Origin of the sequence: Nocardia sp. CA-136227, from assembly GCF_050955695.1 — a bacterium.
Lineage (GTDB): Bacteria > Actinomycetota > Actinomycetes > Mycobacteriales > Mycobacteriaceae > Nocardia.
This window is the reverse complement of sequence record NZ_CP192081.1, coordinates 3315801-3338802: the sequence shown is the minus strand read 5'-3', so window position 1 is coordinate 3338802 and position 23002 is coordinate 3315801. Positions and strand designations below refer to the sequence as shown.

Below are 23002 nucleotides of genomic sequence, written 5' to 3'. Positions count from 1 at the left end.
CGTCATCAACGATCGCGAAGCGGATCTGGATCAGTGGTTTCGCGCGGAGGTCGCCGCGGCGACGCCGGGACCGGCTCGCGCGCACGGGGAATCGATCGGCGTCGCCGGGCTCACCGGTGAGCTCGCCCTGGCGCTGTTCGACGCCCAGGCCACCTCCCGGCACCTGGATCTGGCCGCGCGGCGGCTGGGCCGCGACGGGCACGGCTACTACAGCATCGGATCGGCCGGGCACGAGGGCAACGCCGCGGTCGCGGCGGCGCTGCGGGTCACCGATCCGGCGCTGCTGCACTACCGCTCGGGCGCGTTCTTCGTGTACCGCACCCGGCAGGTGCCGGGCCTGGACCCGATCCGCGACGTCCTGCTGGGCGTGACCGCGGCGGCCGCGGACCCGATTTCCGGTGGGCGGCACAAGGTTTTCGGCAGCAAGCCCGCCCACATCATCCCGCAGACCTCCACCATCGCCTCGCATCTGCCGCGCGCGGTTGGGCTGGCGTTCGCGCTGGGGCGCGCCGCCCAGCTGGGACTGCGCACCGAATGGCCCACGGACGCGGTGGTGGTGTGCAGTTTCGGCGACGCCTCGGCCAATCACTCGACCGCCGCCGGTGCGATCAATACCGCGATCCACACCGCCCATCAGGGCGTGCCCATGCCGATCCTGTTCGTGTGCGAGGACAACGGCCTGGGTATCAGCGTGCCCACCCCGCGCACCTGGATCGAGCAGGCCTACGGCTCGCGCCCCGGACTCGCGTATTTCGACGCCGACGGCGCGGACCTGCCCGCGGCGCTGGCGGCGGCGACCGCCGCCGCCGATCATGTTCGCGCCCACCGCAAACCGGCCTTCCTGCGTCTACGCACGGTGCGGCTGCTCGGCCACGCGGGCTCCGATGTCGAATCGGCCTACCGGCGTCCGGCCGATATGGCCGCCGATCTGCGCCGCGACCCGGTGGCCGCGACCGCCCGGCTGCTGGTCACCACCGGGGTGGCGACCCCGGACGCGATCCTGGCCCGCTACGACGAGATCGCCGAACAGGTCGCCAAGTCCGCCGACAGTGCCTGGCACGAACCGAAATTGGGCTCGGCCGCCGAGGTCCTGACCCCCTTGGCCCCCGCGCATCCCTCGACGGTCCGCATCGACGCCCTGCGCAGCACCGAAGGCCCCGAGAACGGCGACCCGCTCACCCTGGCCCAGGCGGTGAATCAGACCCTGGCGCACCTGCTGGCTCGCGACCCGGACGTGCTGGTGTTCGGCGAGGACGTGGGCCGCAAGGGCGGGGTGTACGGCGTCACCAAGGGCCTGCAGCAACGTTTCGGCGTACGAAGGGTTTTCGACACTCTGCTCGACGAACAGAGCGTGCTGGGCACCGCGCTCGGCGCGGGCCTGGCCGGGTTCGTGCCGATCCCGGAGATCCAGTACCTGGCCTACGTCCACAATGCCGAGGACCAGTTGCGCGGCGAGGCGGCGACGCTGTCGTTCTTCTCCGGTGGCCGCTATCGCAATCCGGTGGTGGTGCGCATCGCGGGCCTGGCGTATCAGAAGGGCTTCGGCGGCCACTTCCACAATGACAATTCCCTTGCCGCACTGCGGGATATCCCCGGTCTGGTGCTGGCGGTGCCATCGCGCGCCGACGACGCCGCGGCCATGCTGCGCACATGTGTGGCGGCGGCGCGGGTGGACGGCCGGGTGTGCGTGTTCGTGGAGCCGATCGCGCTCTATCACATCCGCGACCTGTACAGCGACGGCGACGGCGGCTGGCTGGCGCCGATTTCCGGTGTGCCCCATGCCGAGATCGGCCGCGCCCGGGTGCACGGCACGGGCACGCATCTGACCATCGTGAGTTTCGGCAATGGGGTGCCGATGAGCCTGCGGGTGGCCCGGCGACTGGCCGAGCGCGACATCCACGCCCGGGTGCTGGACCTGCGCTGGCTGGCCCCGCTGCCGGTGGAGGACCTCCTCGACAACGCCAGCGCCACCGGGCGCGTGCTGATCGCCGACGAAACCCGCCGCAGCGGAGGCGTTTCCGAGGCGGTGTGCGCGGCGCTGCTGGACGCCGGATTCGAGGGCAAGCTGGCCCGGGTCACCAGTGCCGACAGTTTCGTGCCGCTGGGCCCGGCGGCAACGTCGGTGCTCCTGGACGAGGACGCGATCGAGGCGGCCGCACTGGGCCTGCTGGCCGCGCCCCGGTGACCACGGACGGCGCCGGGCCTGCTCGCTTGGAAGCCCGGCCCCGCCCGTGGTCGACGCCGGTTCCGGTCGGCGTCCCGGTGCCGTCGGAGGACGACACCCAGACCATCTACGTATCAACTACGTAGATACGTAATACCGTAGACGCGGGGTCGCACGCAAGGGGCAGGTGGCGACCCGCACACGATTCGCAAACTCGCGCGCGACAGTAAGGCTGTCCTCAGTTTTGCCCCCTACACTCGGGCGGATTCCACGGGAGGAGATCGGATGCGGGCCGCGCGATCGCGGGTGGGCCGATGAGTGTCGCTGTCTGTCTTTTGCTGTACGGGTTCGCGGTCGCGGTGCTCGCGCCCCGGGTGCTGCGGCGGATCAGCGCGTCGGGGGCCGCACCGCGCATCGCGGTCGCGGCGTGGGTGGCGGTGATGATCTCGACCCTGCTGGCCTGGACGGTGACGGTGACCATCATCGTGGTCGACATCGGCACCCATAAGATCTCGGTGCTACCGGCCCGCTTCCTCGACACCTGCCTGCTGCACCTGCACGACGCGGCGGTCGGCCACTACGGGCGGCACCTCCAGACGGGCCTGCTGGTCCTGTCCTTCTTCGCGGCGCTCGCGGGCCTGGTGGTGGCGTTCCGGCTCGCCACCACACTGTGGCGATCACGCCGCAGCACCATCGAGCACGCACACATGGCCCGCCTGGCCGGACGCCACCACCCCGAACTGGACGCCGTGATCCTCGACGTCGATCATCCCGCCGCGTATTGCGTTGCGGGCAAACCCCATACGATCGTGGTCAGCCGCGGTGTGCTCACCGCCCTCGACGACCACCACCTCGAAGCGGTCCTGTCGCACGAGCGCGCCCACCTGATCGGCCGCCACCACCTGCTGCTCACCCTGACCCGCGGCCTGGCCACCGTGCTGCCGCGGATCCAACTGTTCACCATCGGCGCGGCGGAGGTGGCGCGGCTGCTGGAAATGCTGGCCGACGACGCGGCCGCGCGTATTCACGGCCGCGACACGGTCCTGCAAGCCCTGCTCACCATGGCCGCGCTGCCCGAGCAGTCCGACACCACCCACGCGGTGCTGCGCGCACGCGTGCGACGACTGTCCGAACCGCCCCGCTCCCACTCGCGCACCGCGGCCGTGGCCGCGACCCTGACCGCCATGCTGATCCCGGTGGCGGCGCTCATCGCGGCCGCCACCGGCATCGAGGTCTGCCTGACCTGACCGCGGGCGCTATCAGCGCCGCGCCGGCAGCGGCTGGGTCGGGTAGTCGATCACCCGGCCGGGCGGGGCCATCCGATGCGGTGGCCGTTTGCGATGCCGACCGCCTGGCGGGGGCTCGCGACTCGAACGGTCCAGCACCGCCAGCGCGACCGCCGCGATCACGCCGATCACCACCAGTCCCAGCCAGACCGCCCACTCCGCGCCCGCGGCGTGCGCCGCGCCCAGCAGTGCGCCCGTGGCCAGGTTGCCGATCAGGATGCCGATGCCCACCACGGTGTTGTAGAAGCCGTAATGCGTGGCCACCAGCCGATTTCCCGACAGCGACACCACGGTGTCCATCTCGAACGGGAACACCGCCGCCGTCCCCACCGCCAGGACCGCCGCCGCCAGCAGCAGCGCGCCGAGCGCCACCGCGTCCCCGAAGATCCCGCCCGACGGCACGATCGCCAACGGCAGGAACGACACCGCCAGCAACGCCACCCCCACCACCAGACCACGCCCGGTCCCCCACCGGCCGCGGAACCAGGCCGTGATGCGCAACTGGCCCGCGACCGCGACGACACCGGAGATCACGAACAACGCCGAGGTGACCGTCTGCGCCCGGTCCCCCGCCAGGAATTCCGCCTGCAACGGCAGCGCCAGATACACCTGGAACGACAGCACATACGAGCCGACCATGGCCACCGCGAACGCCACGAACCGGCGATTCGCCACCACCGTGCGCCAATCCTCGAGCACCGAGGTCCGCACGGCGGGCTCGGCCGCGCGGCGCGCGGGCAACGCGAACAACTGCGCGACGGTGAGTGCCGCGAACACCACCGCCGCCGCGGCCGCCGTGACCCGGAAATCCAACGCCAGCAACGCCAATCCGACCAGCGGACCCGCCAGGGTCCCGGCCTGATAGAAGACGTTGAACACCGCGAACGCCTCCACCCGCCGCTCCCCCGCCTCGGCCGCGAGGTAGGCGCGCACCGCCGGATTGAACAGCGCGCCCGCGAAACCGGTCGCCGCCGAGGCGATGATCAGGCTCGGCAGATCCGAGGCGAACGCCAGCAGCGCGAAACCCGCGGTCCGCAACAGACATCCGGCCACGATCAGCGGCTTGTACCCCAGCCGATCCGCCAGCGTGCCGCCCACCAGGAACATGCCCTGCTGCGAGAAGTTGCGCACGCCCAGCACCAAACCGACCGCCCACGCCGCCAAACCCAGGGGGCCGGACAGGTATCCGGCCAGATAGGGCATGAGCATGTAGAAGCCGAGATTGATGCCGAACTGGTTGACCATGAGCAGCTGGGCCGCCCGGTCGAACCCGCGGAACTTCGCCACGACACTCACGACTGCGGCCCCGGGGTCGCGTCACGCGGGTGGTCGGGTATGCGGGGGTCGATGACGGTCGTGCAGCGGGTCCAGTGCTCGACCTGCCGCTCCCGCGGATGGGCGATCACATCGGGACCTGCCGGTTGGCCCGCGTCCAGCAGACCGTGTGCGGCGCAATAGGAGTCGTTGTAGACGGTGTCGAAGTAGCGGTGCGGACCGTCCGGGAAGACGGCGGCGATGCGGGCGCCCTCGGGATGGGTGCGGGCCGCCCACCCGGCCACCAGCGCCACCGCACCGACGCTCCAGCCGCCACTGGACAGGTAGCCCGAGGCCAGGGTGCGGCAGGCCCAGACCGATTCGGCCGGTGCGACCCAATGGATTTCGGTAAAGGCGGCGTAGTCGACATTGCGCGGATGGATGCTCGAACCCAGCCCGCGCATGAGGCGGGGACCAGCCTGCTGGCCGAAGATGGTGGAGGCCACCGTGTCCACGCCGATCAGCGACAACGCTGGATTGGTGCGGCGCAGGGCGCGGGCGATGCCAGCGGAGTGCCCGCCGGTGCCGACAGCGCACACCAGCACGTCCACACCGCCCAGCTGCTCGATCAGTTCCCGGGCCAGAGACTCATAGGCGTCCACATTGTCGGGATTGCTGTACTGGTCGGGGCACCAGGAACCCGGCTCCGCCGCCAGCAGTTCGGCCACGCGATCGCGGCGCGCCTGCTGCCAGCCACCCTCCGGATGCGGGTCGCGCACCAGGTCCACCCGCGCGCCGTAGGCCGCGAGCAACTGGGCGACCATGGGTTCCAGCCCGGGATCGGTCACCACCGTCACCGGGTGCCCGTACACCAGCCCCGCCAGGGCCAACCCCAGCCCCAGAGTGCCGCTGGAAGATTCGATGATTCGCGCGCCCGGTGCGAGATCGCCGCGCTCTCGGGCGCGGCGCACCATGTGCAACGCCGGCCGGTCCTTCATACCGCCCGGATTGCGGCCTTCGAGTTTGGCCCAGAAGCCGCGCCCGGCGGGCGCGAAGGGCTCGCCCACCCACAGCACCGGCGTATTGCCCACCAGGGCGCGCGGTTCGCGGGCCAGGACGGGCAAGCCGGAACTGGTGGTGAGCATGTCGAATTCGTCGAGCAGACCTCGGTCCATGACTGTCGCTTTCGGTATCGGACCGCCCTATACGGCGGAATGACGTGCACGGCAACGGACTCCGGCCGCGGGCACTGGGCCCCGGCCTGCCGCTGACCGATCAGCGTCGGGCGATACACAAGCGCGTCAGCAGTATTCGGCCGCCGACCGCGCCTCCCGGCGGTCCACGCACACTGTGGACGGCGGTGGCGACGCTTTGATTCGCGAGACCGACCTCGACCGCGATCCGCTCGGTGGTGAACTCCGGAGCGTGCTCCTCACCGGGTGAGGCCGAACGGATGGCGTGTTCGACATGCGGGTCACAGTGTGCGGATTCGCCGCCCAGTGGCTCGTCGGGGACACCGACGGCCTGGGCATGGCTCAATCCGGGCGAATGGTCAGCGCCCGCCCCGGCGGCACAGTCGGTGATCGCGGCGACCAGCACCAGCACGGCGAACAGCAGTCCCCACAGGAACCGGCCCGAACCGCCGCCACGGCCCACGCCGCCACCTCCTGCCCGAATTCGACTGTTCCGCCGTCACTTTCACCGGTCGAGCGGTCACGGTCGCCGTACGAGGTCATCGCGACGGAACCCGATCGACACGCTCCCGAAACAATCTACTATCTACGTACGTAGTCCGTAGCAAACCGGTGACCGGGTTCACGTCCGCGCGAGGCGAACACGGAGCAAAAGACCCCGACACGCTTGGGGTTCGCGCCATTGGAACACCCGACACGCCGAACTCGCGCCGCGTCTACGACAGAAGGGGCCACCGGCCCCGACGATCAGCGCTTGCCGCGCGTGAACTTCCGCAGCGCCGCGCGCAGCCCCTCGGACTCCTCCGCGCTCATCTGCTCCACGAAATGCGCGAGCACCAACTCCGAACGGCCGCCGCTGCCCAGCGCCTCACGCATGAGCCGGGCGCTGTACTCCTCGCGACTGAGACTGGCCCAGTAGCGGTAGGCCTTACCGACCCGCTCACGCTCCAGCCAGCCCTTGCGGTGCAGGTTGTCCATGGTGGACATGACGGTGGTGTACGCGATGTCGCGCTCGGCGGCCAGCTCGTCGAACAGCTCGCGAACCGTCGTCTTCCCGGGGCGATCCCAGATCCGTTCGATGATGACGGTTTCCAGATCCCCGAAGCCTCGTGCACTCACGTCCGACGTCTCCTCACCTCGGCGCGCCATTCGTACGTTCTACGTACGTAGACAGTAATATGGGCTGCCCGCCCTCACAACATATGGCGTTGCCCGGGTCCGCCACGCCGGTTCCGCAGCAGTTTCACTCCGCCAGGCGGTGTCCCGCGTCCCGCAGTGCCGCCGACGCCTCCTCCAGCCGATGCGCCGGAACCAGGATGAGATCGGCGTGGAAGGTCGAGGCCACGAACACCGGGATCGACGAATCGGCCAGCGGCCCGATCAGCGCGGCCAGCGTGCCGGGCGAGTTCAGGCTCCCGGCGTCGATACCATAGAAGCCCTTCCAGGTCTCCCCCTCGGCCCACGCCGGCGCTTCCCGAATCACGGTGAGCCCCTCCGGCGCTCGCACCAGCGCGATCCACTCGTCGTCCTCCGGAAACGTCGAATTCGGCAGATGATCCACCGCGAACTGCGACGGGACGATCCGCAAACGCTGGGAGCCGGTCATGGCCACATCGTAGGCGGCGGGCCCGACAATGCCGTTTCGCCCACCACACCGACCGGTATTGGTGTTAGCGACTAAAATTCGGGTGACGGTTCCTGGACCGACCCGTAGAGTCGGCGAAATGACCACCAGCCCAAGACAAATCGCCACCGAGAACGAGCAGATCGCCGATCTCGGCACCTACCGCACCAGCGACGGCACCCTCGTCGACATCAGCTCCCCGCTGACCGAGGCCCGCGCCTGGACCGTCTGCCACGAGCCCGAGGAAGACCTCTACACGCCGGTCACCGGACCGTTCACCGGACGCCTCGAGGTCACCGGCGAAGGCAGCGTCCCAGCCGCGCGCCGGATCCACGCCGAAGGCGGAAAACGGCTGGCGGTGCTCAACTTCGCGTCCGCCCGCAACCCCGGCGGCGGCTACATTCGCGGCGCCCGCGCTCAGGAAGAGGATCTCTGCCGCAGCGCCCTGCTCTACCGGTGCCTGCTCGAGACACCCCGCTACTACGAGGCCCACCGCGCCTCCGACGACCTCGGCTACAGCCATCGGGTCATCTACTCCCCCGAGGTACCGGTCATCCGGGACGACCGCGGCGAACTCGACCCGCACCCGTTCACTACGTCCTTCCTGACCTCGCCGGCCCCGAATGCCGGTGCGCTAGCGGACCGTTCGGGCCACTCGGTCGACGTGCGCGGCCTCCTCACCGAACGCGCCACCCGCGTGCTCGCCGTCGCGGCCCACCACGGAGTGCGCGAACTGGTGCTCGGCGCCTGGGGTTGCGGCGTGTTCCGCAATGACCCGAACGAAGTCGCCGAAGCCTTCGACCTCGCGCTGCGCGTCCACGGCGCCGCCTTCGAACGGGTCGTCTTCGCGGTCTGGGACCGCTCCCCCGTCTCGGCCAACCGCTCCGCGTTCGAAGCCCGATTCGGCTCGGCCGCATCCTCGTAGTCGCGGTTGCCCGCGGAACCCACGTCGGGTCTCGCGGCAGCCGCGACATCCACGCAATCCATGCTCAGATTGCAATATCTACAGACTTGGATACTTGCACTCCCGGATCGGTCGAGACGCGACCGGGCTCGGTGGTCGGCCTGCTCCCGTCAATCCGGCCAGACGGGCGAACGCTTCTCCAGGAAAGCGGCCATTCCCTCACTCGCGCCGGGCAATTGGGAGGCGGCGGCCATGACTTCCCGCGCGAGCGTATACGCGTCCGCTTCGGGGCGGTCGAGCTGCGCGTAGAGGGTGCGCTTGCCCAGGGCCTTGCTGGCACGACTCCCCCGCGTGGCCCGGCCGAGCAGGTCGGCGACCGCGGCGTCCAGGTCAGCGGCCGGGACCGCGTAATTGATCAAGCCCCAGTCGACGGCGGTGCGAGCATCGATCACATCGCCGGTCAGGGCCAGCTCCATCAAGCGCTTTCGGCCGATCGACCGTGCGACGGGCACAGCCGGGGTATGACAGAACCAGCCGCCCTTGCCGCCGGGCAGCGCGAAGCCCGCGGAGTCGGCGGCGACGGCCAGGTCGCAGGAGGCGACGAGCTGACAACCGGCCGCGGTGGCCAGGCCGTGTACCCGCGCGATCACCACCTGCGGGACCTCCTCGAGGGTGGTCATGACCTCTTGGCACAGAGTGAGCAGGTCGCGAACACCGAGCAGGTCGCGCGCGGCGACATCCGCGAAATCATGCCCCGCGCTGAATACGGGCCCGGCCGCGGCCAGCACGATGCCCGACGCGTCGGTCTCCCCCGCTGCCCGGAACGCCGCGAGCAGTTCGGACAGATGATCGGCGGACAACGCATTACGCCGATCGGGCCGATTCATGGTGATGGTGATGGTGTCACCATCGGTTTTGACGAGCAGGTACTCGTACTCCGCGGTCATGCTTCCACGGTAGTGCGGGTGGCCGCCGTTCGCGGTCACACGGGCGAAGGCGCGGCCACTCCCAGTTGCAGCCATCGGCCGACCGAGGGAACCCCGTCGGCGTCCACGACCGCCACGAGGTACCAGCCGGGTGGAGCCAACGCCGGATTCGAGGGCATGGCCACCGAGACCGTGCCGGCCGCGGTCGCGGTGATCGGCAGATCGATCAGGCGCTGGTTGTTGTCACAGGAGTGGGTACACGAGGTGGGATGCATGAGGCTCACCTCGCGAACGTCGGCCGATGTGGTCAGCGTCAGCGTCACGCCGTATTCCACTGTGCCCGAGGTCATCTCGAACTCCGGTCGAGCGCCTCGGAACAGGTAGGGCGGCCAGAACACTTCGATGCGCAGTTCCTCGGTCTTGCGCTGCGGATTCGATCCGGCCGTCACGACTTTGCCGTCGGGAGTCAGCAGCGCCACCGAGTGGTACAGCCGCGCCACCCGCTGCGGGGCGGTCGGGGTCCAGGTTCCCGTGGCGGGGTCGTAGATCTCCCCGCTGGGCGGGACGGCGTCGGCCATCTCCTCCATCGCCGAACCGCCCGTGACCAGCACGGTGCGGTCCGGCAGCACCACCGCGCAGACGTGCATGCGGGCGTAGGTCATGGGCGGACCCGCCTGGTAGGCGGGCGTGGCTGCGCTCAGATCCGCGATGCGTGTATCGGACAATGCCATTCCGGGGCCGTGCGCGTCGACGGTGCCGCCGCCGAGGATCATGACCCGCTGCGCCTGCGCGGGCGGCAGCAGCACGCTGGTGGACTGGCTGCGGGATTCGGGATCGTAGAGGCCGGGCACCTCGGTGAACGAACCGAGCACGGGATCCCAGATCGAGGGCCGCATACCGTTGTTGGTGCCGTATTGCCCGCCGGTGTAGAAGATGCGGCCGTCCGCGAGCAACACCAGATGCGCGTACATCGGGATCGGTCCGGGCACCGGCAGTTTCGACCAGGTGAGCTTCTCGGGATCGAACAGTTCCGGCGTCTGCGACAGGAACCCGTCCGCGCCGAGTCCCGAAACGGCCACCACCTCACCGGTTTTCAGCGCGGTCAGGGTGGGATACCAACGCCCGTAATCCATATCGGGCTGCGCGGTCCACGCCAGCGTCGCCGGATCGAAGATCAGGGTGTCGCGCAGGCCGAAGAACGGGTCGTACTGCCCGGTTCCCCCCGCCGCCAGCACCCGCCCGTCCGGCAGGTACGCCTGCCCGGAACAGAACAGGTCGATGGGTGTGGCGGGCGCGGCCAGGCCGGGATTCGGGTAATGCCAGACGCGGGTGCGGAACTCGTGGGCATCGAGCCGATCCGGGTCGTTGCCGGATCCGGCGAAGAACAGGATGTCGCCGGTGTGCAGCAACGCCGCGTGCACCGGATTCACCTCGGTCCCGAAATCCAGTATGCGCCAGGCGCCTTGGGTGGCCGCGGTGGCCAGATCGGTGTCGAGGTCCAGGACGCGCAGGTAGCCGGAGTTGCCGCCCGCGGGGTGATCGATGGCGCCCACCACCAGTTTCGGGAGCCCGCCCGCGCCGGGCAGCAGCGCGACGGCCGCGCCCTGATTGGCGGCGAAATCCCAGTCGGGCACACGCGACCAGCGGCTCCAGCCGTCGACGCAGTGCCCGGTCCCGTCCAGGCCCCAGCCGACGGTGTACAGCCCGCCGTTGCCGTCGCGCGGGTGGTCGACGGTGAAGACGATGAGCTCGGGGCGGCCGTCGCCGTCCAGGTCGGCGACGGTGAGGCCCGCGCCCTGGTTCTCCCACCCCCACCAGTCGGGCACCTCGAGCCACGGCGTCCACTGCCCGACCGAGCCGTCCGCGGCCAGGCCCTTGGCCAGCCGGAATCGGCCGCTGTTCTGGCCGTCGGGATTGTCGACGGCCAGCACCACCAGGACCGGTTCGCCGTCGATGCGGGTCAGGCAGATGTCGGCGCCCTGGTTCTCCCAGCCGTACCAGTCCGGGATCTGCTGCCACGGGGTCCAGCCGCCGGTGACAGCGCCGTCGGGGGCGAGGTCACGGCCGATGCGGTAGTAGCCCTGGTTCTGACCGGCGGGATTGTCGACGAGGAAGACCACCAGGTCGGGGCGGCCATTGCCGTTGAGGTCACCGACGGCGATGCCCGCGCCCTGGTTTTCCCACCCCCACCAGTCCGGCACCGCCAGCCAGGGCCCCCACTCCCCGACCGTGCCGTCGGCGGCGAGGGTGTGGCCGACGCGGTAGTTTCCGCTGTTCTGGCCGGCCGGGTCGTCGACCATGAGGACCACGATGTCGAGTGCGCCCTGTCCGCTCAGGTCGGCGACGGCGATGCCGCAGTCCTGATTGTCACGCGAGAACCAATCGGGAATGGGAACGAATTGTCCTGCCACACAGCACATTATCGGTGTCCCACGCGGCATGCGGGAGCCGATGTCCAGATCTCGCCGATGGCCGTTTACGCCAGGTTAGGGAAAACCCTCCCGGCGAATGGGAAACCCATTAACCTGCGAAACGCTCTCGTTTCACACACTGAGGATTTCACCATGAACAAGGCACTCTGGGCCAACGGCCTGGCGCTCACCGCCGCCGCCCTGCTCGCCGGCGCGGGCACCGCGGAGGCGTCGCTGGCCACCGTCATCGGCTCCGACTCCACCTTCAAGGTCGGCATCGACATTCAGCCCGGCATCTATAAGACCACGACCGCGACCCAGCTGTGCGCCTGGGCGCGCCTGTCCTCGCTCGCCGGTGGCACCGGCGGCACCATCGAGGCGGGCGGCGCCGTCGGCGGCAACGCCACGGTCGAGATCAAGTCCACCGACGTCGGCTTCTTCACCAGCGGCTGCGGCACCTGGACCCTGAACACCACCACCACCGTGTCCGGCTCCTCGAACTTCAGCACCGGCAGCATCGGCGGCTTCCTCCCGACCGGCTCCGCCTCGGGCTCGTCGCACTGATACGCGAGAGGTGAGCCGCCCACCCGGTGGGGGCGGCTCACCGCACCCGCGTCGACCTCAGCAATCGCAGCAGGTCTCCTCACAGCAGCAACAGCCCCACCACAACGCACAGCCGGTGCGCCTCGGCGACATCGGAACCCGTGGCCACCAGCGGATTCCATTTGCCGCGGGCCACGTCATCGGGCAGATCCTCGACCGAGTCGACGAGATGCGCTATGCGGCCGAACAATCGGCCCGCCTCGGTCAGGGCGGCCACATTGCCGGGGCGGCCCGCCAGGATCGCGGTGTGGCCGAAGGTGGCCGCGGTAGCGGTCTCGGTGGGTTCGGTGACCGTGAGCAATGGGGTGCCGACCACGGCGGCGGCTTCGATCTCGGCCTGCCGGTCCACCGCGGTCACCACGACGCCGGTGTCGAAACCCAGTCCCGCGCCGGTGGATTCACCCTGACGGGCCCAGCGTTGGGCGATCCGCCGGGCGGCCGGACGGAATCCGGCCGTGCCGCCGACCCCCGGTGCCGGGTTCCGCTGTCCCGTCGAGTATGTGCGGTGCGATCGAGGCGCTGACCCGCGCGCTCGCGGTGGAGCTCGCCCCGATCCGGGTGAACGCGGTCATGCCCGGGGTGGTCCGCTCCCCGCTCTGGAATTTCCCGGATGACCTGCGCGAACAGTTCTACGCCGACAGTGCCGCGGCGACGCCGTTGCGCCGCATCGCCGAAGCCGACGACATCGCGCGGGCTTTCGTCTTCCTGATCGGCCAGCCCCACGCCACCGCCGCAGTGCTCACGCTCGACGGCGGCGCGGTGCTGGCCTGACACCGAAGCCGCTACTTGCCAGCGGCGTGCAGGGCCGCGAGGTAGCCGTAGACGATGGCGGGGCCGATGGTCGCGCCGGGACCGGCGTAGGTGTGGCCCATGACGGGCGCGCTGGCATTGCCCGCCGCGTACAGGCCCTCGATCACCGAACCGTCCGCGCGCAGGACCCGGCCGTCGGTGTCGGCGCTCAGGCCGCCCTTGGTGCCGAGGTCGCCGGGGACCAGTTTGGCGGCGTAGTACGGGCCGGTCTCCAGTGCGCCGAGGTTCGGGTTCGGGCGGTTGCGCGGGTCGCCGTAGTAGTTGTCGTAGGCGCTGTTGCCACGACCGAAGTCGGGATCGGTTCCGATGGCGGCGAATTCGTTGAATCGGGTCACCGTGGCGCGGAGGTTCTCGACCGGGATGCCGATCTTCTCGGCGAGTTCGGGGAGCGAGTCGGCACGGGTCAGCGCGCCCGACTTGAACCAGCGGCCCGGCAGCGACTGCCGGGGCGGGACGCCCGCGAACTGGTAGCGGTTGCGGTAGCGCTGGTCGAAGATCAGCCAGGCGGGCAGGTTCTCACCCGGGCCCGCGCCCTGGCCGTACTCGCCGCCGTACATCTCGTGGGTGGCCTCCACGTAGGGCAGGCACTCGTTCATGAACCGCTCGCCGCGGTCGTTGACCACGATGCTGCCGGGCAGATTGCGTTCGGCCAGGCAGAACCAGGGCAGGCGGGGCAGCGGGATGGACGGACCCCACCAGGCGTCGGCCATGAATTCGACGGCGCCACCGGCATTCTCGCCCGCCCGGATCCCGTCGCCGGTATTGGCCTTCGCGCCGACGGTCCAGTCGGTGCCGATGGGTTCGCGCTGGTACTGCTTGCGCATGGCCTCGTTGTGCTCGAAACCGCCGGCCGCGATGATCACGCCGCGGCGGGCGGTGAGCACCAGCTCGTGGCCGTCGCGGCGCACCACCACGCCGGTGACCCGGCCGTCCTCGGTGCGCAGGTCGAGCAGCGGCGTCTCCAGCCACAGCGGGACGTTCGCCGCCAGCAGACCGGCGCGCAGCATGGCGCTGAGGGCCTGGCCGCGGGCGAGGACCCGGCGGCGCAGCACGGTCGCCGCCAGCCAGCGGCCCGCGACGCGAGCGCCGGTCAGCGGGCTGCGCGGGTTGCGCAGGCCCAGGTGCAGCTGCCGGAACTCGGCCTGGGTGATGACGACGTTCTTCGGGGCGCGCACGTAATCCGGTTCCAGGGTGGACAATTCGGCACCGAGCCCGGTGGCGTTGTACGGGGCGGGCTCGACCGATCGGCCGTGCGAGCGGCCGCCGGGGGCCTCCGGGTAGTAGTCGGAGTAGCCGGGCACCCACCGCATGCGCAGCGGCGAGTGCGCGGCAAGGAAGTCGAACGCCTCCGCGCCGCGGTCCAGGAAGGTGTCGATGCGTTCGGGCAGCACGCCCGGACCGATGATGTCCTTCAGATAGACCCGCGCGGCCTCGAGATCATCGGCCGGAGCGGATCGTCGCAGTGCCGTGTTGCCCGGAATCCACACGCCGCCGCCGGATCTCGCCGTCGATCCGCCCCAGTGGGCCGCCTTCTCGACGATCACCGTCGACAGCCCGTGCTTCGCGGCGGTCAGCGCCGCCGCCATACCCGCCGCACCGGATCCCACCACGATCACATCGAAGTTCTGGCCGGTCGCTTTGTCGTCCTGCATTGTTCCTCACCCTGATTGTTCTGTTCGAAGCTGTTCACCGACACGCCAAGGCTTTTCAGCCGCGCCAGCGCTCCCCCGTCACGGCGTCGAGCGCGCCCTCGACGCACACCGCCAGCGACATCTCCGGATGCGCCGAATTCCGCAGCCACTGCAGATATCCGAACTCCGCCGCCGCCAGCATGAGATGCACCAGCAGGCCCGGCGTGCTGTCCTGACCCGCGTCCCGCCCCATCCGCTCCGCGACCAGCTCGACCAACCGAGTCCGATGTTCCGGAGTGATCAGCGCGACCCGTTCCAGCAGATGCGGCGCGGTCTGGAACGCCGCCCGCCACTGCTCCAGGTCCTGCGCGGCGAGGGTCGTGGACCGAGTCAGAATCGCCTGCGCCAGCGCCACATCCGCCGATTCCCCCGAGTTCCGCTCCTCCAGCAGCGCCACGATCCCGGCACCACCTTCACGCACGGGGTCGAGCAGCAGGTCCTCCTTGCTGCGCACGTGCCGGAAATACGTGCTCGCCGAAACCCCCGCCGCGGCCGCGATCTGCTCGGTCGTCACCTCCCCGAACCCCGTCGCCGCGAACAACTCGTACGCCGCCCGCTGAATCTCCCTGCGGATCTGCCGCCGCTGCCGTTCCCGCAATGACATCCATGCCTCCTTCGCCTGACGACAGGATCTCCCCCTATGACAGTCACTGTCAAGAGTGGAGTCGCAGTCATCTAGCGCGGCCGACGACGAATACACAGTTCGCCATGACATTGCCGATTCCACATTGAGGTCTTCACCCAAGCCCGATGAATACGACCGATGCGCACATAATGATGAGTGGATGAAGCATGCCCGGAGAGGAACATCCTGTACAAGGAAGGAATCCACGCCATGAGTACCGAATCGCACGCCCCGCACGCCGGACACGAGCACGTCCACGGCGAAGGTTGCGGACATGTCGCCGTTCCACACGACGGCCACACCGACTACGTGCACGACGGGCATCTGCACCGAGCCCACGGCGACCACTACGACGAGTGCGAACCGTCCGGCCACACCGCGCACGACAATCACGAACACGTCCACGGCGAGGGCTGCGGCCATGCCGCGGTGCCCCACGGCGACCACGTCGACTACATCCACGACGGGCACCGCCACGCGCCGCACGAGGGGCACTACGACGAGCACTGACCGGCCCCGGCCTCACCCGAGGCCGGGCCCCACCGGTCCGCCGACCTCAGACGCGACGCAGCGCGAGCACCGGAATAGTCCGGATCCCAGCCGTTTTCTCCGCGTACTCCGCGAATCCCGGATACCGCCGGGCCTGCTCGGCGAAGATCCGGTCACGGTCCGCGCCGGTCACCTCGGTGACGACGACCGGGTAGGTCTCGGTGCCGATCTCGGCCACGGCCTTCCCGGCGGTGACCAGGTTGTAGTACCAGTCCGGATTCGTCGGCGCGCCCGCCTTGGAGGCGAACACGTAGACCACGGCGGGGTCCTGCTCATCGGCCATGTACATGGTCGGCGTGACCAGCTCACGACCGCTCTTGCGCCCGCGGTGGTGCATCAGGATCATCGGCGCGCCCTCGAAGGGACCGCCCACCCGGCCCTCATTGGCCCGGAACTCGTTGATGATGTTCGTATTCCAGTCGCTCATACCGGCCATTCTGCCGACAAGGGCCGGGCATCCGTGGGATGCCCGGCCCTGTGCGACGGAAACCGTTACGGCAGCGGACCGCCGGCGGCGATGGCCGAGAGGGTGGCGAACTCGTCACCCTTCAGCGACGCGCCGCCCACCAGAGCGCCGTCGATGTCGGCCTGGCCGACCAGTTCGCCGACGTTCTTGGCGTTGACCGAGCCGCCGTAGAGGACGCGGACGCCCGCGGCCACTTCGGGATTCGCCAGTTCGGCGAGCTCCTTGCGGATGGCGCCGCAGACTTCCTGCGCGTCGGCCGGGGTGGCGACCTTGCCGGTGCCGATGGCCCAGACCGGCTCGTAGGCGATGACGACCTTGGAGATCTCCTCCGCCGTCAGGCCCTTGAGCGAACCGCGCAGCTGCTCGAGGTTGTACTCCACGTGGGTCTTGGACTCGCGGACGCCCAGGCCCTCACCGATGCAGACGATCGGCGTGATGCCGTACTTCAGCGCCTGCTTGGCCTTGGCCAGCACGGTGGCGTCGTCCTCGGTGTGGTACTGACGCCGCTCGGAGTGACCCACCACGACGAAGGTGCAGCCCAGCTTCGCGAGCATGGAACCGCTGATCTCGCCGGTGTAGGCGCCCTCGTCGTGGGTCGACACGTCCTGGGCACCGTAGGTGATCAGGAGACGGTCGCCCTCGACCAGCGTCTGCACGCTGCGCAGGTCCACGAACGGCGGGATCACCGTGACGTCGACCTTGTCGAAGTACTTCTCCGGCAACGCGAACGCGATCTTCTGCACCAGAGCGATGGCCTCGAGGTGGTTGAGGTTCATCTTCCAGTTGCCGGCGATCAAAGGCTTACGTGCCATGGCTCAGTCCTCCAACTGTGTTTCTTCGAGCACAGCGAGACCGGGGAGTTCCTTGCCCTCCAGGTATTCCAGCGACGCACCGCCACCGGTGGAGATGTGCGAGAAACCGTCGTCGGGCAGACCCAGGGTGCGCACCGCCGCGGCGGAGTCGCCACCGCCGACGACCGTGAACGCGCCCTTCGAGGTGGCCGTGGCGATCGCCTCGGCGACACCCCGGGTACCGGCCGCGAACTTCTCGAACTCGAACACGCCCATCGGGCCGTTCCAGAACACCGTCTTGGCCTCGGTCAGCAGCGCGCCGAAGCGGGCGGCCGAGTCGGGGCCGATGTCCAGACCCATCCAACCGTCCGGAATCTCGTGGGCGGGCACCGTCTTCGACTCCGCGTCCGCGGCGAACTTGTCGGCCACCACGATGTCCACCGGCAGGTGGATGACGTCGGCGTACTTGTCGAGCAGGTCCTTGCAGGTGTCGATCATCTCTTCCTGCAGCAGCGAGGTGCCCACCGAAAGGCCCTGTGCGGCAAGGAAGGTGAAGCACATGCCGCCGCCGATGACCAGCGTGTCGACCTTCGGCGCGAGCGCCTCGATGACCGCCAGCTTGTCGGAGACCTTGGAGCCGCCGAGCACCACCGCGTACGGGCGGGCCGGGTCCTCGGTGAGCTTCTTCAGCACCTCGGTCTCGGCCGCGACCAGCGTGCCCGCGTAGTGCGGAAGCAGCTTGGCCACGTCGTAGACCGACGCCTGCTTGCGGTGCACCACACCGAAACCGTCGGACACGAAAGCGCCATCGTCGCCGACCAGTTCGACCAGGGCGTTGGCGAGCTTGGTGCGCTCGGCCTCGTCCTTGCTGGTCTCACGCGCGTCGAAACGGATGTTCTCGAGCAGCATGACATCACCGTCGGTGAGGCCCTCGGAACGGGCGAGCGCGTCCTGGCCCACCACGTCACCGGCCAGCTGGACATTGCGGCCCAGCTCCTCGGCCAGTCGCGCGGCGACCGGGGCGAGGGAGAACTTCGGGTCCGGCTCGCCCTTGGGGCGGCCCAGATGCGCGGTCACCACGACCTTGGCGCCGGCCTCGGCCAGCGCCTTGATGGTCGGCGCGGACGCGATGATGCGGCCCGGGTCGGTGATGACGCCGTTGTCGAGCGGCACGTTCAGGTCCGAGCGCACCAGCACGCCCCGGCCCTCGACGCCCTCGTTCAGCAGATCCTGGAGAGTCTTGATCGTCATCGGCGCTTAGAGGGACTTGCCGACGAGGCCGACGAGGTCGGCGAGACGGTTGGAGTAGCCCCACTCGTTGTCGTACCACGAGGCGACCTTGACCTGGTTGTCGATGACCTGGGTCAGCGGCGCGTCGTAGATGGAGGAGTGCGGGTCGGTCACGATGTCGGAGGAGACGATCGGGTCGACGTTGTACTTCAGGATGCCCTTCATCGGGCCGTCAGCGGCGGCCTTCATGGCGGCGTTGATCTCCTCGACCGAGGCGGCGCGCGCCAGGTCGACGGTCAGGTCGGTGAGCGAACCGGTCGGAACCGGCACGCGCAGCGCGTAACCGTTCAGCTTGCCGAGCAGCTCGGGCAGCACCAGGCCGATGGCCTTCGCGGCGCCGGTGCCGGTGGGCACGATGTTCAGGGCGGCGGCGCGGGCGCGACGCAGATCCGAGTGCGGGCCGTCCTGCAGGTTCTGGTCCTGGGTGTAGGCGTGCACGGTGGTCATCAGACCACGCTCGATGCCGAAGGAGTCGTTGAGCACCTTGGCGATCGGGCCCAGGCAGTTGGTGGTGCAGGACGCGTTCGAGATGATGTTCTGCGAACCGTCGTACTTGTCGTCGTTGACGCCCATCACGATGGTGATGTCCTCGCCCTTGGCGGGCGCGGAGATGATGACCTTCTTGGCGCCGGCGGCCAGGTGGCCCTTGGCCTTGGTGGCGTCGGTGAAGATACCGGTGGACTCGACGACCACGTCGACACCCAGGTCGCCCCACGGGAGGGCGGCGGGGCCCTCCTTGATGGCCAGTGCGGTGATGCGCTGGTCGCCCACGACGATGGTCTCGTCGCCGTCCAGGGAAACGTCCTGCGGCAGGCGACCGAGGATCGAGTCGTACTTCAGCAGCGTCGCCAGCGACTTGTTGTCGGTCAGGTCATTGACCGCCACGATCTCGATGTCGGTGGTGCCGAGGGCCTTCTGCGCCTCGACGGCTCGGAAGAAGTTTCGCCCGATGCGGCCGAAGCCGTTGATACCTACCCGGACAGTCACGTTTCGCTCCTCAGCTTTGCGGATCGTTTCCGTTGCAGGGCTAACCCTAGCCTTGTAACGGAAACATCACGGACACACCCCCGCCACGGTGAACTACCGAAACGTTCACATACGTCACAGACGACCGGAAGCGCCGCAACCGTTGGGGTTGCGACGCTTCCGGACGGAATCACCGTGCGGTTGGCCTCAGTTTAGGCGGCACCGCAGCGGAATCATGCCTCTTCGAGCAGCTCTGCGGTGACGGCACTTTCGGTGTCGGGCACGCCGAGTTCCTTGGCGCGCCGGTCCGCCATCGACAGCAGCCGCCGGATCCGGCCCGCGACAGCGTCTTTCGTCATGGGCGGATCCGCCAGCTGGCCCAGCTCCTCGAGCGAGGCCTGCCGGTGCAGCACCCGCAGCTTGCCCGCGGCGGCCAGGTGGTCGGGAACATCGTCGCTCAGTATTTCGAGCGCCCGCTCCACCCGGGCCGCGGCGGCCACGGCCGCGCGCGCCGACCGACGCAGGTTCGCGTCGTCGAAATTGGCCAGCCGGTTCGCGGTCGCCCGGACCTCGCGGCGCATGCGCCGCTCCTCCCAGGTGAGCCGCGTGTCCTGCGCACCCATGCGGGTGAGCAGGGCGCCGATGGCCTCACCGTCGCGCACCACGACGCGATCGGTGCCGCGCACCTCGCGCGCCTTGGCCGAGATGCCCATGCGCCGGGCCGCGCCGACGAGCGCGAGCGCCGCCTCCGGCCCGGGGCAGCTCACCTCGAGCGCCGAGGACCGGCCCGGCTCGGTGAGCGAGCCGTGCGCGAGAAACGCCCCGCGCCAAGCCGCTTCGGCGTCGCCGATGCTGCCGCCCACGACCTGCGCGGGCAGGCCCCGGACCGGCCGGCCGCGCACGTCGAGCAAACCGGTCTGGCGCGCCAGCGCCTCGCCTTCCTTGGAAACTCGCACTACATACCGGGAGGTTTTCCGGAGCCCTCCGGCGCCGAGGACATGCACGTCCGAGCCGTATCCGTACAGCTCGAAGATCTCTCGACGCAGCCGACGCGCTATGGAACCCATATCCACTTCGGCTTCGACGATCACCCGACCGCCGACGATGTGCAATCCACCGGCGAACCGCAGTAGCGCGGACAATTCCGCTTTGCGCGAGCTCACCTGTGATACAGAGAGCCGGCTCAGCTCGTCCTTCACTTCCGCTGTCATCGCCACGAGACGCGCTCCTTTCCACCCAACCCGGACCGCACACGTTGGCCCATATGCCGTCCTTCGACTCGAAGCCCTGCTGATTCCGGCCGAGGTTGCCGGATCACCTGATCCAGTGCGGCGGCAAGCTTTCCGGGGTGGTGCCGGTCCGTCCCCGCCTCGGCGACATCAGCGAAGGTTACTCGCGCACGCAGCTGTTCGGCAGCTCTTGCCAGATGTTCGCGTTCCCTACCCTCGGGTACGGAACCGGAGTCCACCAGAACATGGTCGACTGTGAAATCCGGTGCGTGCTGGGACAATACATGCAGGTGCCGTTCCGCGGAGAATCCGGCCGTTTCGCCCGGTTCGGCAGCGAGGTTGAGCACCAGCACTTTCCGCGCCCGCGTATGCAGCAGCGCTTCGTGCAAATCCGGCACCAGCACATGCGGAATGACGCTCGTGAACCAGCTCCCGGGGCCCAGCACCACCACGTCCGCGTGCTCGATCGCCGAGGTCGCCTCGGGGCAGGCGGGCGGATCCGAGGGGATCAGCCGCACCCGGCGCACCTTGCCCGGCGTGGTCGCCACCGCCACCTGACCGCGGATGCAGCGACTCACCCGCGGATCGCCTTCCAGCCCAGAGACATCCGCCTCGATGGTCAGCGCGATCGGCGACATGGGTAGCACTCTTCCGGTGACCCGCAGAATCTTTCCGGCCTCGTCGAGGGCCGCGACGGGGTCGCCCAGCTCCTCGGTCAGGCCCGCCAGAATCAGGTTGCCGACCGAGTGCCCGGCCAGCGCGCCGGTCCCGCCGAAGCGATGTTGCAAAGTTCGCGCCCAGTGCCCGTCGGCCTCTTCGGCCAAGGCCACCAATGCCATTCGGAGATCGCCCGGCGGCAGCATGCCCAGCTCCGCGCGCAAGCGGCCCGAGGAGCCGCCGTCGTCGGCGACGGTGACCACCGCGGTGATCTTGCGCGTGAGCCGCCGCACGGCGGTCAGCGTCGCATACAGCCCGTGCCCACCGCCGAGCGCCACGAAGGCGGGATTGGCGGTACGGCCGGAAGTGCTCTCACTCATTCCCGCCCCAGATCTCGGTGGACCACGCGCACGACGTCACCCGAATCGCTGTCCGCCGCATGGCCCGCCAACGCGTCACCCAGCGCCTCCGCTATCGCCACACTGCGGTGTTTACCGCCGGTGCAGCCCACTGCCACGGTCATGTATCGCTTCCCCTCTTGGCGGTAGCCCTCGGTCGTCAGGTCGACGAGATGGTGCGCGGTGCCCAGGTAGTCCTGTGCACCCGGGCGCGACAACACATACTCGCTGACCGGGGCGTCCTGCCCGGTTTTTTCGCGGAGTTCGGGAATCCAATGTGGATTCGGCAGGAAACGCAAATCGAACACCATGTCGGCGTCGAGCGGGACTCCGTACTTGAACCCGAACGATTGCACGGTCAACTGCAATACGCTGGCGGCGTCACCGCCGTAGACCTCCTCGAGCTTGCGGTGCAACTGGTGGATCGACAGCGCGGTGGTGTCGATGACGACGTCCGCGGCGGTCTTCACCGGGTCCAGGCGGCGGCGTTCGGCGGCGATGCCGGCGGTCAGGGTGCCGTCGGCGCTCTCGCTCTGGAGCGGATGGCGGCGGCGCGCGAAGCCGAAACGGCGGATCAGCACGTCGTCGGAGGCCTCGAGGAACAGGATGCGGGTCCGCACGCCCGCGGACCGCAACTGTTCGACCACCGCGGACAGATTCCCCGTGAAGAAGCGGTTGCGCACGTCCATGACCAGCGCGAGTTTGCGGATCGGCGGTTCGGCGGCGCGGCCCAGATCGACCATGCGGCCGATCAGTTCGGGTGGCAGATTGTCGGCGACGTAGTACCCCAGGTCCTCGAGCACCTTGCCCGCGGTGCCGCGGCCGGCGCCGGACAGGCCGGTCACGATGACCACCTCGACCGGAGCGGGTTCGGAACCGGGCCGCCCCTTACGGGGATTCGGCTGGGACTCGCCTGATTCGGTTGCCGGGTTGTTCTCGGCAGTAGCTGTGCTGTCTTCGACGCGCGTCATGTCCTACCGGTTCGTGTCTGGAGTTCCCTCGATCATCCTGCACCGACGCCCGCGAACCCGGCAGGCGAGCGGCGGGAGCGCAACACAGCTGTGATTTCCGCTCCCGACCAGCACACACGGCGTGTCGCAAATTTCCCGTTCGGCGTGTCGCACTCTACCCGGTGGGTCCCCGTCCGGCGCGCCGCGAAACGCCG

The 23002-nt window shown here is 69.3% G+C and carries 23 protein-coding genes; 6 read left to right on the top strand and 17 right to left on the bottom strand.

The features are described 5' to 3' along the window. Window positions 1-4: 4 nt before the first annotated feature. Window positions 5-2185 carry a thiamine pyrophosphate-dependent enzyme gene (locus ACQP06_RS15415; RefSeq protein WP_433673337.1) on the top strand — a complete coding sequence of 727 codons (2181 nt, stop codon included), beginning with the start codon at window positions 5-7 and terminating at the stop codon, window positions 2183-2185. A 293-nt stretch (window positions 2186-2478) separates the two neighbouring features. Beyond that, window positions 2479-3411 carry a M56 family metallopeptidase gene (locus tag ACQP06_RS15410; RefSeq protein ID WP_433672818.1) on the top strand — a complete coding sequence of 311 codons (933 nt, stop codon included), beginning with the start codon at window positions 2479-2481 and terminating at the stop codon, window positions 3409-3411. 12 nt (window positions 3412-3423) lie between these two features. Here the strand turns inward: ACQP06_RS15410 and ACQP06_RS15405 are convergent, their stop codons facing one another. The 5 genes from ACQP06_RS15405 to ACQP06_RS15385 all read right to left on the bottom strand — a co-directional run bounded on the left by ACQP06_RS15405 (window position 3424) and on the right by ACQP06_RS15385 (window position 7503). After that, window positions 3424-4695, bottom strand: coding sequence for an MFS transporter (locus ACQP06_RS15405; RefSeq protein WP_433673336.1), 1272 nt, complete (start codon window positions 4693-4695; stop codon window positions 3424-3426). Between the two features lie 47 nt (window positions 4696-4742). Then, window positions 4743-5879 (bottom strand): PLP-dependent cysteine synthase family protein, encoded by a 1137-nt coding sequence (locus tag ACQP06_RS15400; RefSeq protein WP_433672817.1) that lies wholly within the window; start codon window positions 5877-5879, stop codon window positions 4743-4745. A 100-nt stretch (window positions 5880-5979) separates the two neighbouring features. Next, window positions 5980-6360 carry a hypothetical protein gene (locus ACQP06_RS15395; RefSeq protein WP_433672816.1) on the bottom strand — a complete coding sequence of 127 codons (381 nt, stop codon included), beginning with the start codon at window positions 6358-6360 and terminating at the stop codon, window positions 5980-5982. 284 nt (window positions 6361-6644) lie between these two features. After that, the gene (locus ACQP06_RS15390) at window positions 6645-7016 is read right to left on the bottom strand and encodes a BlaI/MecI/CopY family transcriptional regulator (RefSeq protein WP_357083165.1); all 372 of its coding nucleotides are present in this window, start codon (window positions 7014-7016) and stop codon (window positions 6645-6647) included. 124 nt (window positions 7017-7140) lie between these two features. Further along, window positions 7141-7503: an ACT domain-containing protein gene (locus tag ACQP06_RS15385; protein ID WP_357083168.1), complete on the bottom strand. Its 363-nt coding sequence runs from the start codon at window positions 7501-7503 to the stop codon at window positions 7141-7143. A gap of 118 nt (window positions 7504-7621) precedes the next feature. Here ACQP06_RS15385 and ACQP06_RS15380 point away from each other — a divergent pair, with 118 nt between their 5' ends. Continuing rightward, complete coding sequence (locus tag ACQP06_RS15380; protein ID WP_433672815.1) at window positions 7622-8446, top strand: TIGR02452 family protein; 825 nt, start codon at window positions 7622-7624, stop codon at window positions 8444-8446. Window positions 8447-8595: 149 nt separating this feature from the next. On the opposite strand, the gene ACQP06_RS15375 is transcribed toward ACQP06_RS15380, so the two are convergent. Continuing rightward, window positions 8596-9372: an enoyl-CoA hydratase-related protein gene (locus tag ACQP06_RS15375; RefSeq protein WP_433672814.1), complete on the bottom strand. Its 777-nt coding sequence runs from the start codon at window positions 9370-9372 to the stop codon at window positions 8596-8598. A 35-nt stretch (window positions 9373-9407) separates the two neighbouring features. Further along, entirely contained in the window at window positions 9408-11762 is a 2355-nt protein-coding gene (locus ACQP06_RS15370) for a galactose oxidase-like domain-containing protein (protein ID WP_433672813.1), read from the bottom strand. Window positions 11763-11915: 153 nt separating this feature from the next. Between ACQP06_RS15370 and ACQP06_RS15365 the strand changes: the two genes are divergently transcribed. Beyond that, window positions 11916-12326: a hypothetical protein gene (locus ACQP06_RS15365; RefSeq protein WP_433672812.1), complete on the top strand. Its 411-nt coding sequence runs from the start codon at window positions 11916-11918 to the stop codon at window positions 12324-12326. Window positions 12327-12405: 79 nt separating this feature from the next. Here the strand turns inward: ACQP06_RS15365 and ACQP06_RS15360 are convergent, their stop codons facing one another. Further along, window positions 12406-12726, bottom strand: coding sequence for a hypothetical protein (locus tag ACQP06_RS15360; RefSeq protein WP_433673547.1), 321 nt, complete (start codon window positions 12724-12726; stop codon window positions 12406-12408). On the opposite strand from ACQP06_RS15360, the gene ACQP06_RS15355 reads away from it, so the two are divergent. Continuing rightward, a complete protein-coding gene (locus ACQP06_RS15355; RefSeq protein WP_433672811.1) occupies window positions 12666-13136 on the top strand; it encodes an SDR family oxidoreductase in 471 nt (156 codons plus the stop codon). The two genes, ACQP06_RS15360 and ACQP06_RS15355, sit on opposite strands and share 61 nt — an antisense overlap. 11 nt (window positions 13137-13147) lie before the next feature. Here ACQP06_RS15355 and kstD read toward each other — a convergent pair whose 3' ends face one another. Together kstD and ACQP06_RS15345 are read right to left on the bottom strand one after the other, a co-directional pair. After that, window positions 13148-14827, bottom strand: a complete 1680-nt coding sequence (kstD, locus tag ACQP06_RS15350) for a 3-oxosteroid 1-dehydrogenase (protein WP_433672810.1) — start codon at window positions 14825-14827, stop codon at window positions 13148-13150. 55 nt (window positions 14828-14882) lie between these two features. Then, a complete protein-coding gene (locus ACQP06_RS15345) occupies window positions 14883-15470 on the bottom strand; it encodes a TetR/AcrR family transcriptional regulator (RefSeq protein ID WP_433672809.1) in 588 nt (195 codons plus the stop codon). Window positions 15471-15701: 231 nt separating this feature from the next. Here ACQP06_RS15345 and ACQP06_RS15340 point away from each other — a divergent pair, with 231 nt between their 5' ends. After that, window positions 15702-16001 (top strand): hypothetical protein, encoded by a 300-nt coding sequence (locus ACQP06_RS15340; RefSeq protein ID WP_433672808.1) that lies wholly within the window; start codon window positions 15702-15704, stop codon window positions 15999-16001. Window positions 16002-16047: 46 nt separating this feature from the next. On the opposite strand, the gene ACQP06_RS15335 is transcribed toward ACQP06_RS15340, so the two are convergent. From ACQP06_RS15335 to rapZ, 7 genes are all read right to left on the bottom strand, one after another. Next, a complete protein-coding gene (locus ACQP06_RS15335) occupies window positions 16048-16476 on the bottom strand; it encodes a nitroreductase/quinone reductase family protein (RefSeq protein WP_433672807.1) in 429 nt (142 codons plus the stop codon). A gap of 56 nt (window positions 16477-16532) precedes the next feature. Then, window positions 16533-17318 carry a triose-phosphate isomerase gene (tpiA, locus tag ACQP06_RS15330; RefSeq protein WP_433672806.1) on the bottom strand — a complete coding sequence of 262 codons (786 nt, stop codon included), beginning with the start codon at window positions 17316-17318 and terminating at the stop codon, window positions 16533-16535. A 3-nt stretch (window positions 17319-17321) separates the two neighbouring features. Next, the gene (locus ACQP06_RS15325; RefSeq protein ID WP_433672805.1) at window positions 17322-18548 is read right to left on the bottom strand and encodes a phosphoglycerate kinase; all 1227 of its coding nucleotides are present in this window, start codon (window positions 18546-18548) and stop codon (window positions 17322-17324) included. A gap of 6 nt (window positions 18549-18554) precedes the next feature. After that, window positions 18555-19574 (bottom strand): type I glyceraldehyde-3-phosphate dehydrogenase, encoded by a 1020-nt coding sequence (gap, locus tag ACQP06_RS15320; RefSeq protein ID WP_357083207.1) that lies wholly within the window; start codon window positions 19572-19574, stop codon window positions 18555-18557. 212 nt (window positions 19575-19786) lie between these two features. After that, window positions 19787-20770, bottom strand: a complete 984-nt coding sequence (whiA, locus tag ACQP06_RS15315; RefSeq protein WP_120736392.1) for a DNA-binding protein WhiA — start codon at window positions 20768-20770, stop codon at window positions 19787-19789. Then, window positions 20761-21819, bottom strand: a complete 1059-nt coding sequence (locus tag ACQP06_RS15310; RefSeq protein WP_357286234.1) for a gluconeogenesis factor YvcK family protein — start codon at window positions 21817-21819, stop codon at window positions 20761-20763. Before ACQP06_RS15310 ends, whiA begins: the two co-directional genes overlap by 10 nt. Beyond that, complete coding sequence (gene rapZ / locus ACQP06_RS15305) at window positions 21816-22808, bottom strand: RNase adapter RapZ (protein ID WP_433672804.1); 993 nt, start codon at window positions 22806-22808, stop codon at window positions 21816-21818. The genes ACQP06_RS15310 and rapZ overlap by 4 nt, the downstream gene beginning before the upstream one ends. Between the last annotated feature and the right edge of the window lie 194 nt (window positions 22809-23002).

What these genes read in the sequence shown, in the direction of transcription:
- ACQP06_RS15410 (WP_433672818.1), top strand. Translation starts at nt 2,479, where the DNA reads ATGAGTGTCGCTGTCTGTCTTTTGCTGTACGGGTTCGCGGTCGCGGTG.
- ACQP06_RS15405 (WP_433673336.1), bottom strand. Translation starts at nt 4,695, where the DNA reads ATGGTCAACCAGTTCGGCATCAATCTCGGCTTCTACATGCTCATGCCC.
- ACQP06_RS15400 (WP_433672817.1), bottom strand. Translation starts at nt 5,879, where the DNA reads ATGGACCGAGGTCTGCTCGACGAATTCGACATGCTCACCACCAGTTCC.
- ACQP06_RS15385 (WP_357083168.1), bottom strand. Translation starts at nt 7,503, where the DNA reads ATGACCGGCTCCCAGCGTTTGCGGATCGTCCCGTCGCAGTTCGCGGTG.
- ACQP06_RS15380 (WP_433672815.1), top strand. Translation starts at nt 7,622, where the DNA reads ATGACCACCAGCCCAAGACAAATCGCCACCGAGAACGAGCAGATCGCC.
- ACQP06_RS15375 (WP_433672814.1), bottom strand. Translation starts at nt 9,372, where the DNA reads ATGACCGCGGAGTACGAGTACCTGCTCGTCAAAACCGATGGTGACACC.
- ACQP06_RS15365 (WP_433672812.1), top strand. Translation starts at nt 11,916, where the DNA reads ATGAACAAGGCACTCTGGGCCAACGGCCTGGCGCTCACCGCCGCCGCC.
- ACQP06_RS15355 (WP_433672811.1), top strand. Translation starts at nt 12,666, where the DNA reads ATGGGGTGCCGACCACGGCGGCGGCTTCGATCTCGGCCTGCCGGTCCA.
- kstD (WP_433672810.1), bottom strand. Translation starts at nt 14,827, where the DNA reads ATGCAGGACGACAAAGCGACCGGCCAGAACTTCGATGTGATCGTGGTG.
- ACQP06_RS15345 (WP_433672809.1), bottom strand. Translation starts at nt 15,470, where the DNA reads ATGTCATTGCGGGAACGGCAGCGGCGGCAGATCCGCAGGGAGATTCAG.
- ACQP06_RS15340 (WP_433672808.1), top strand. Translation starts at nt 15,702, where the DNA reads ATGAGTACCGAATCGCACGCCCCGCACGCCGGACACGAGCACGTCCAC.
- ACQP06_RS15335 (WP_433672807.1), bottom strand. Translation starts at nt 16,476, where the DNA reads ATGGCCGGTATGAGCGACTGGAATACGAACATCATCAACGAGTTCCGG.
- tpiA (WP_433672806.1), bottom strand. Translation starts at nt 17,318, where the DNA reads ATGGCACGTAAGCCTTTGATCGCCGGCAACTGGAAGATGAACCTCAAC.
- ACQP06_RS15325 (WP_433672805.1), bottom strand. Translation starts at nt 18,548, where the DNA reads ATGACGATCAAGACTCTCCAGGATCTGCTGAACGAGGGCGTCGAGGGC.
- ACQP06_RS15310 (WP_357286234.1), bottom strand. Translation starts at nt 21,819, where the DNA reads ATGAGTGAGAGCACTTCCGGCCGTACCGCCAATCCCGCCTTCGTGGCG.
- rapZ (WP_433672804.1), bottom strand. Translation starts at nt 22,808, where the DNA reads ATGACGCGCGTCGAAGACAGCACAGCTACTGCCGAGAACAACCCGGCA.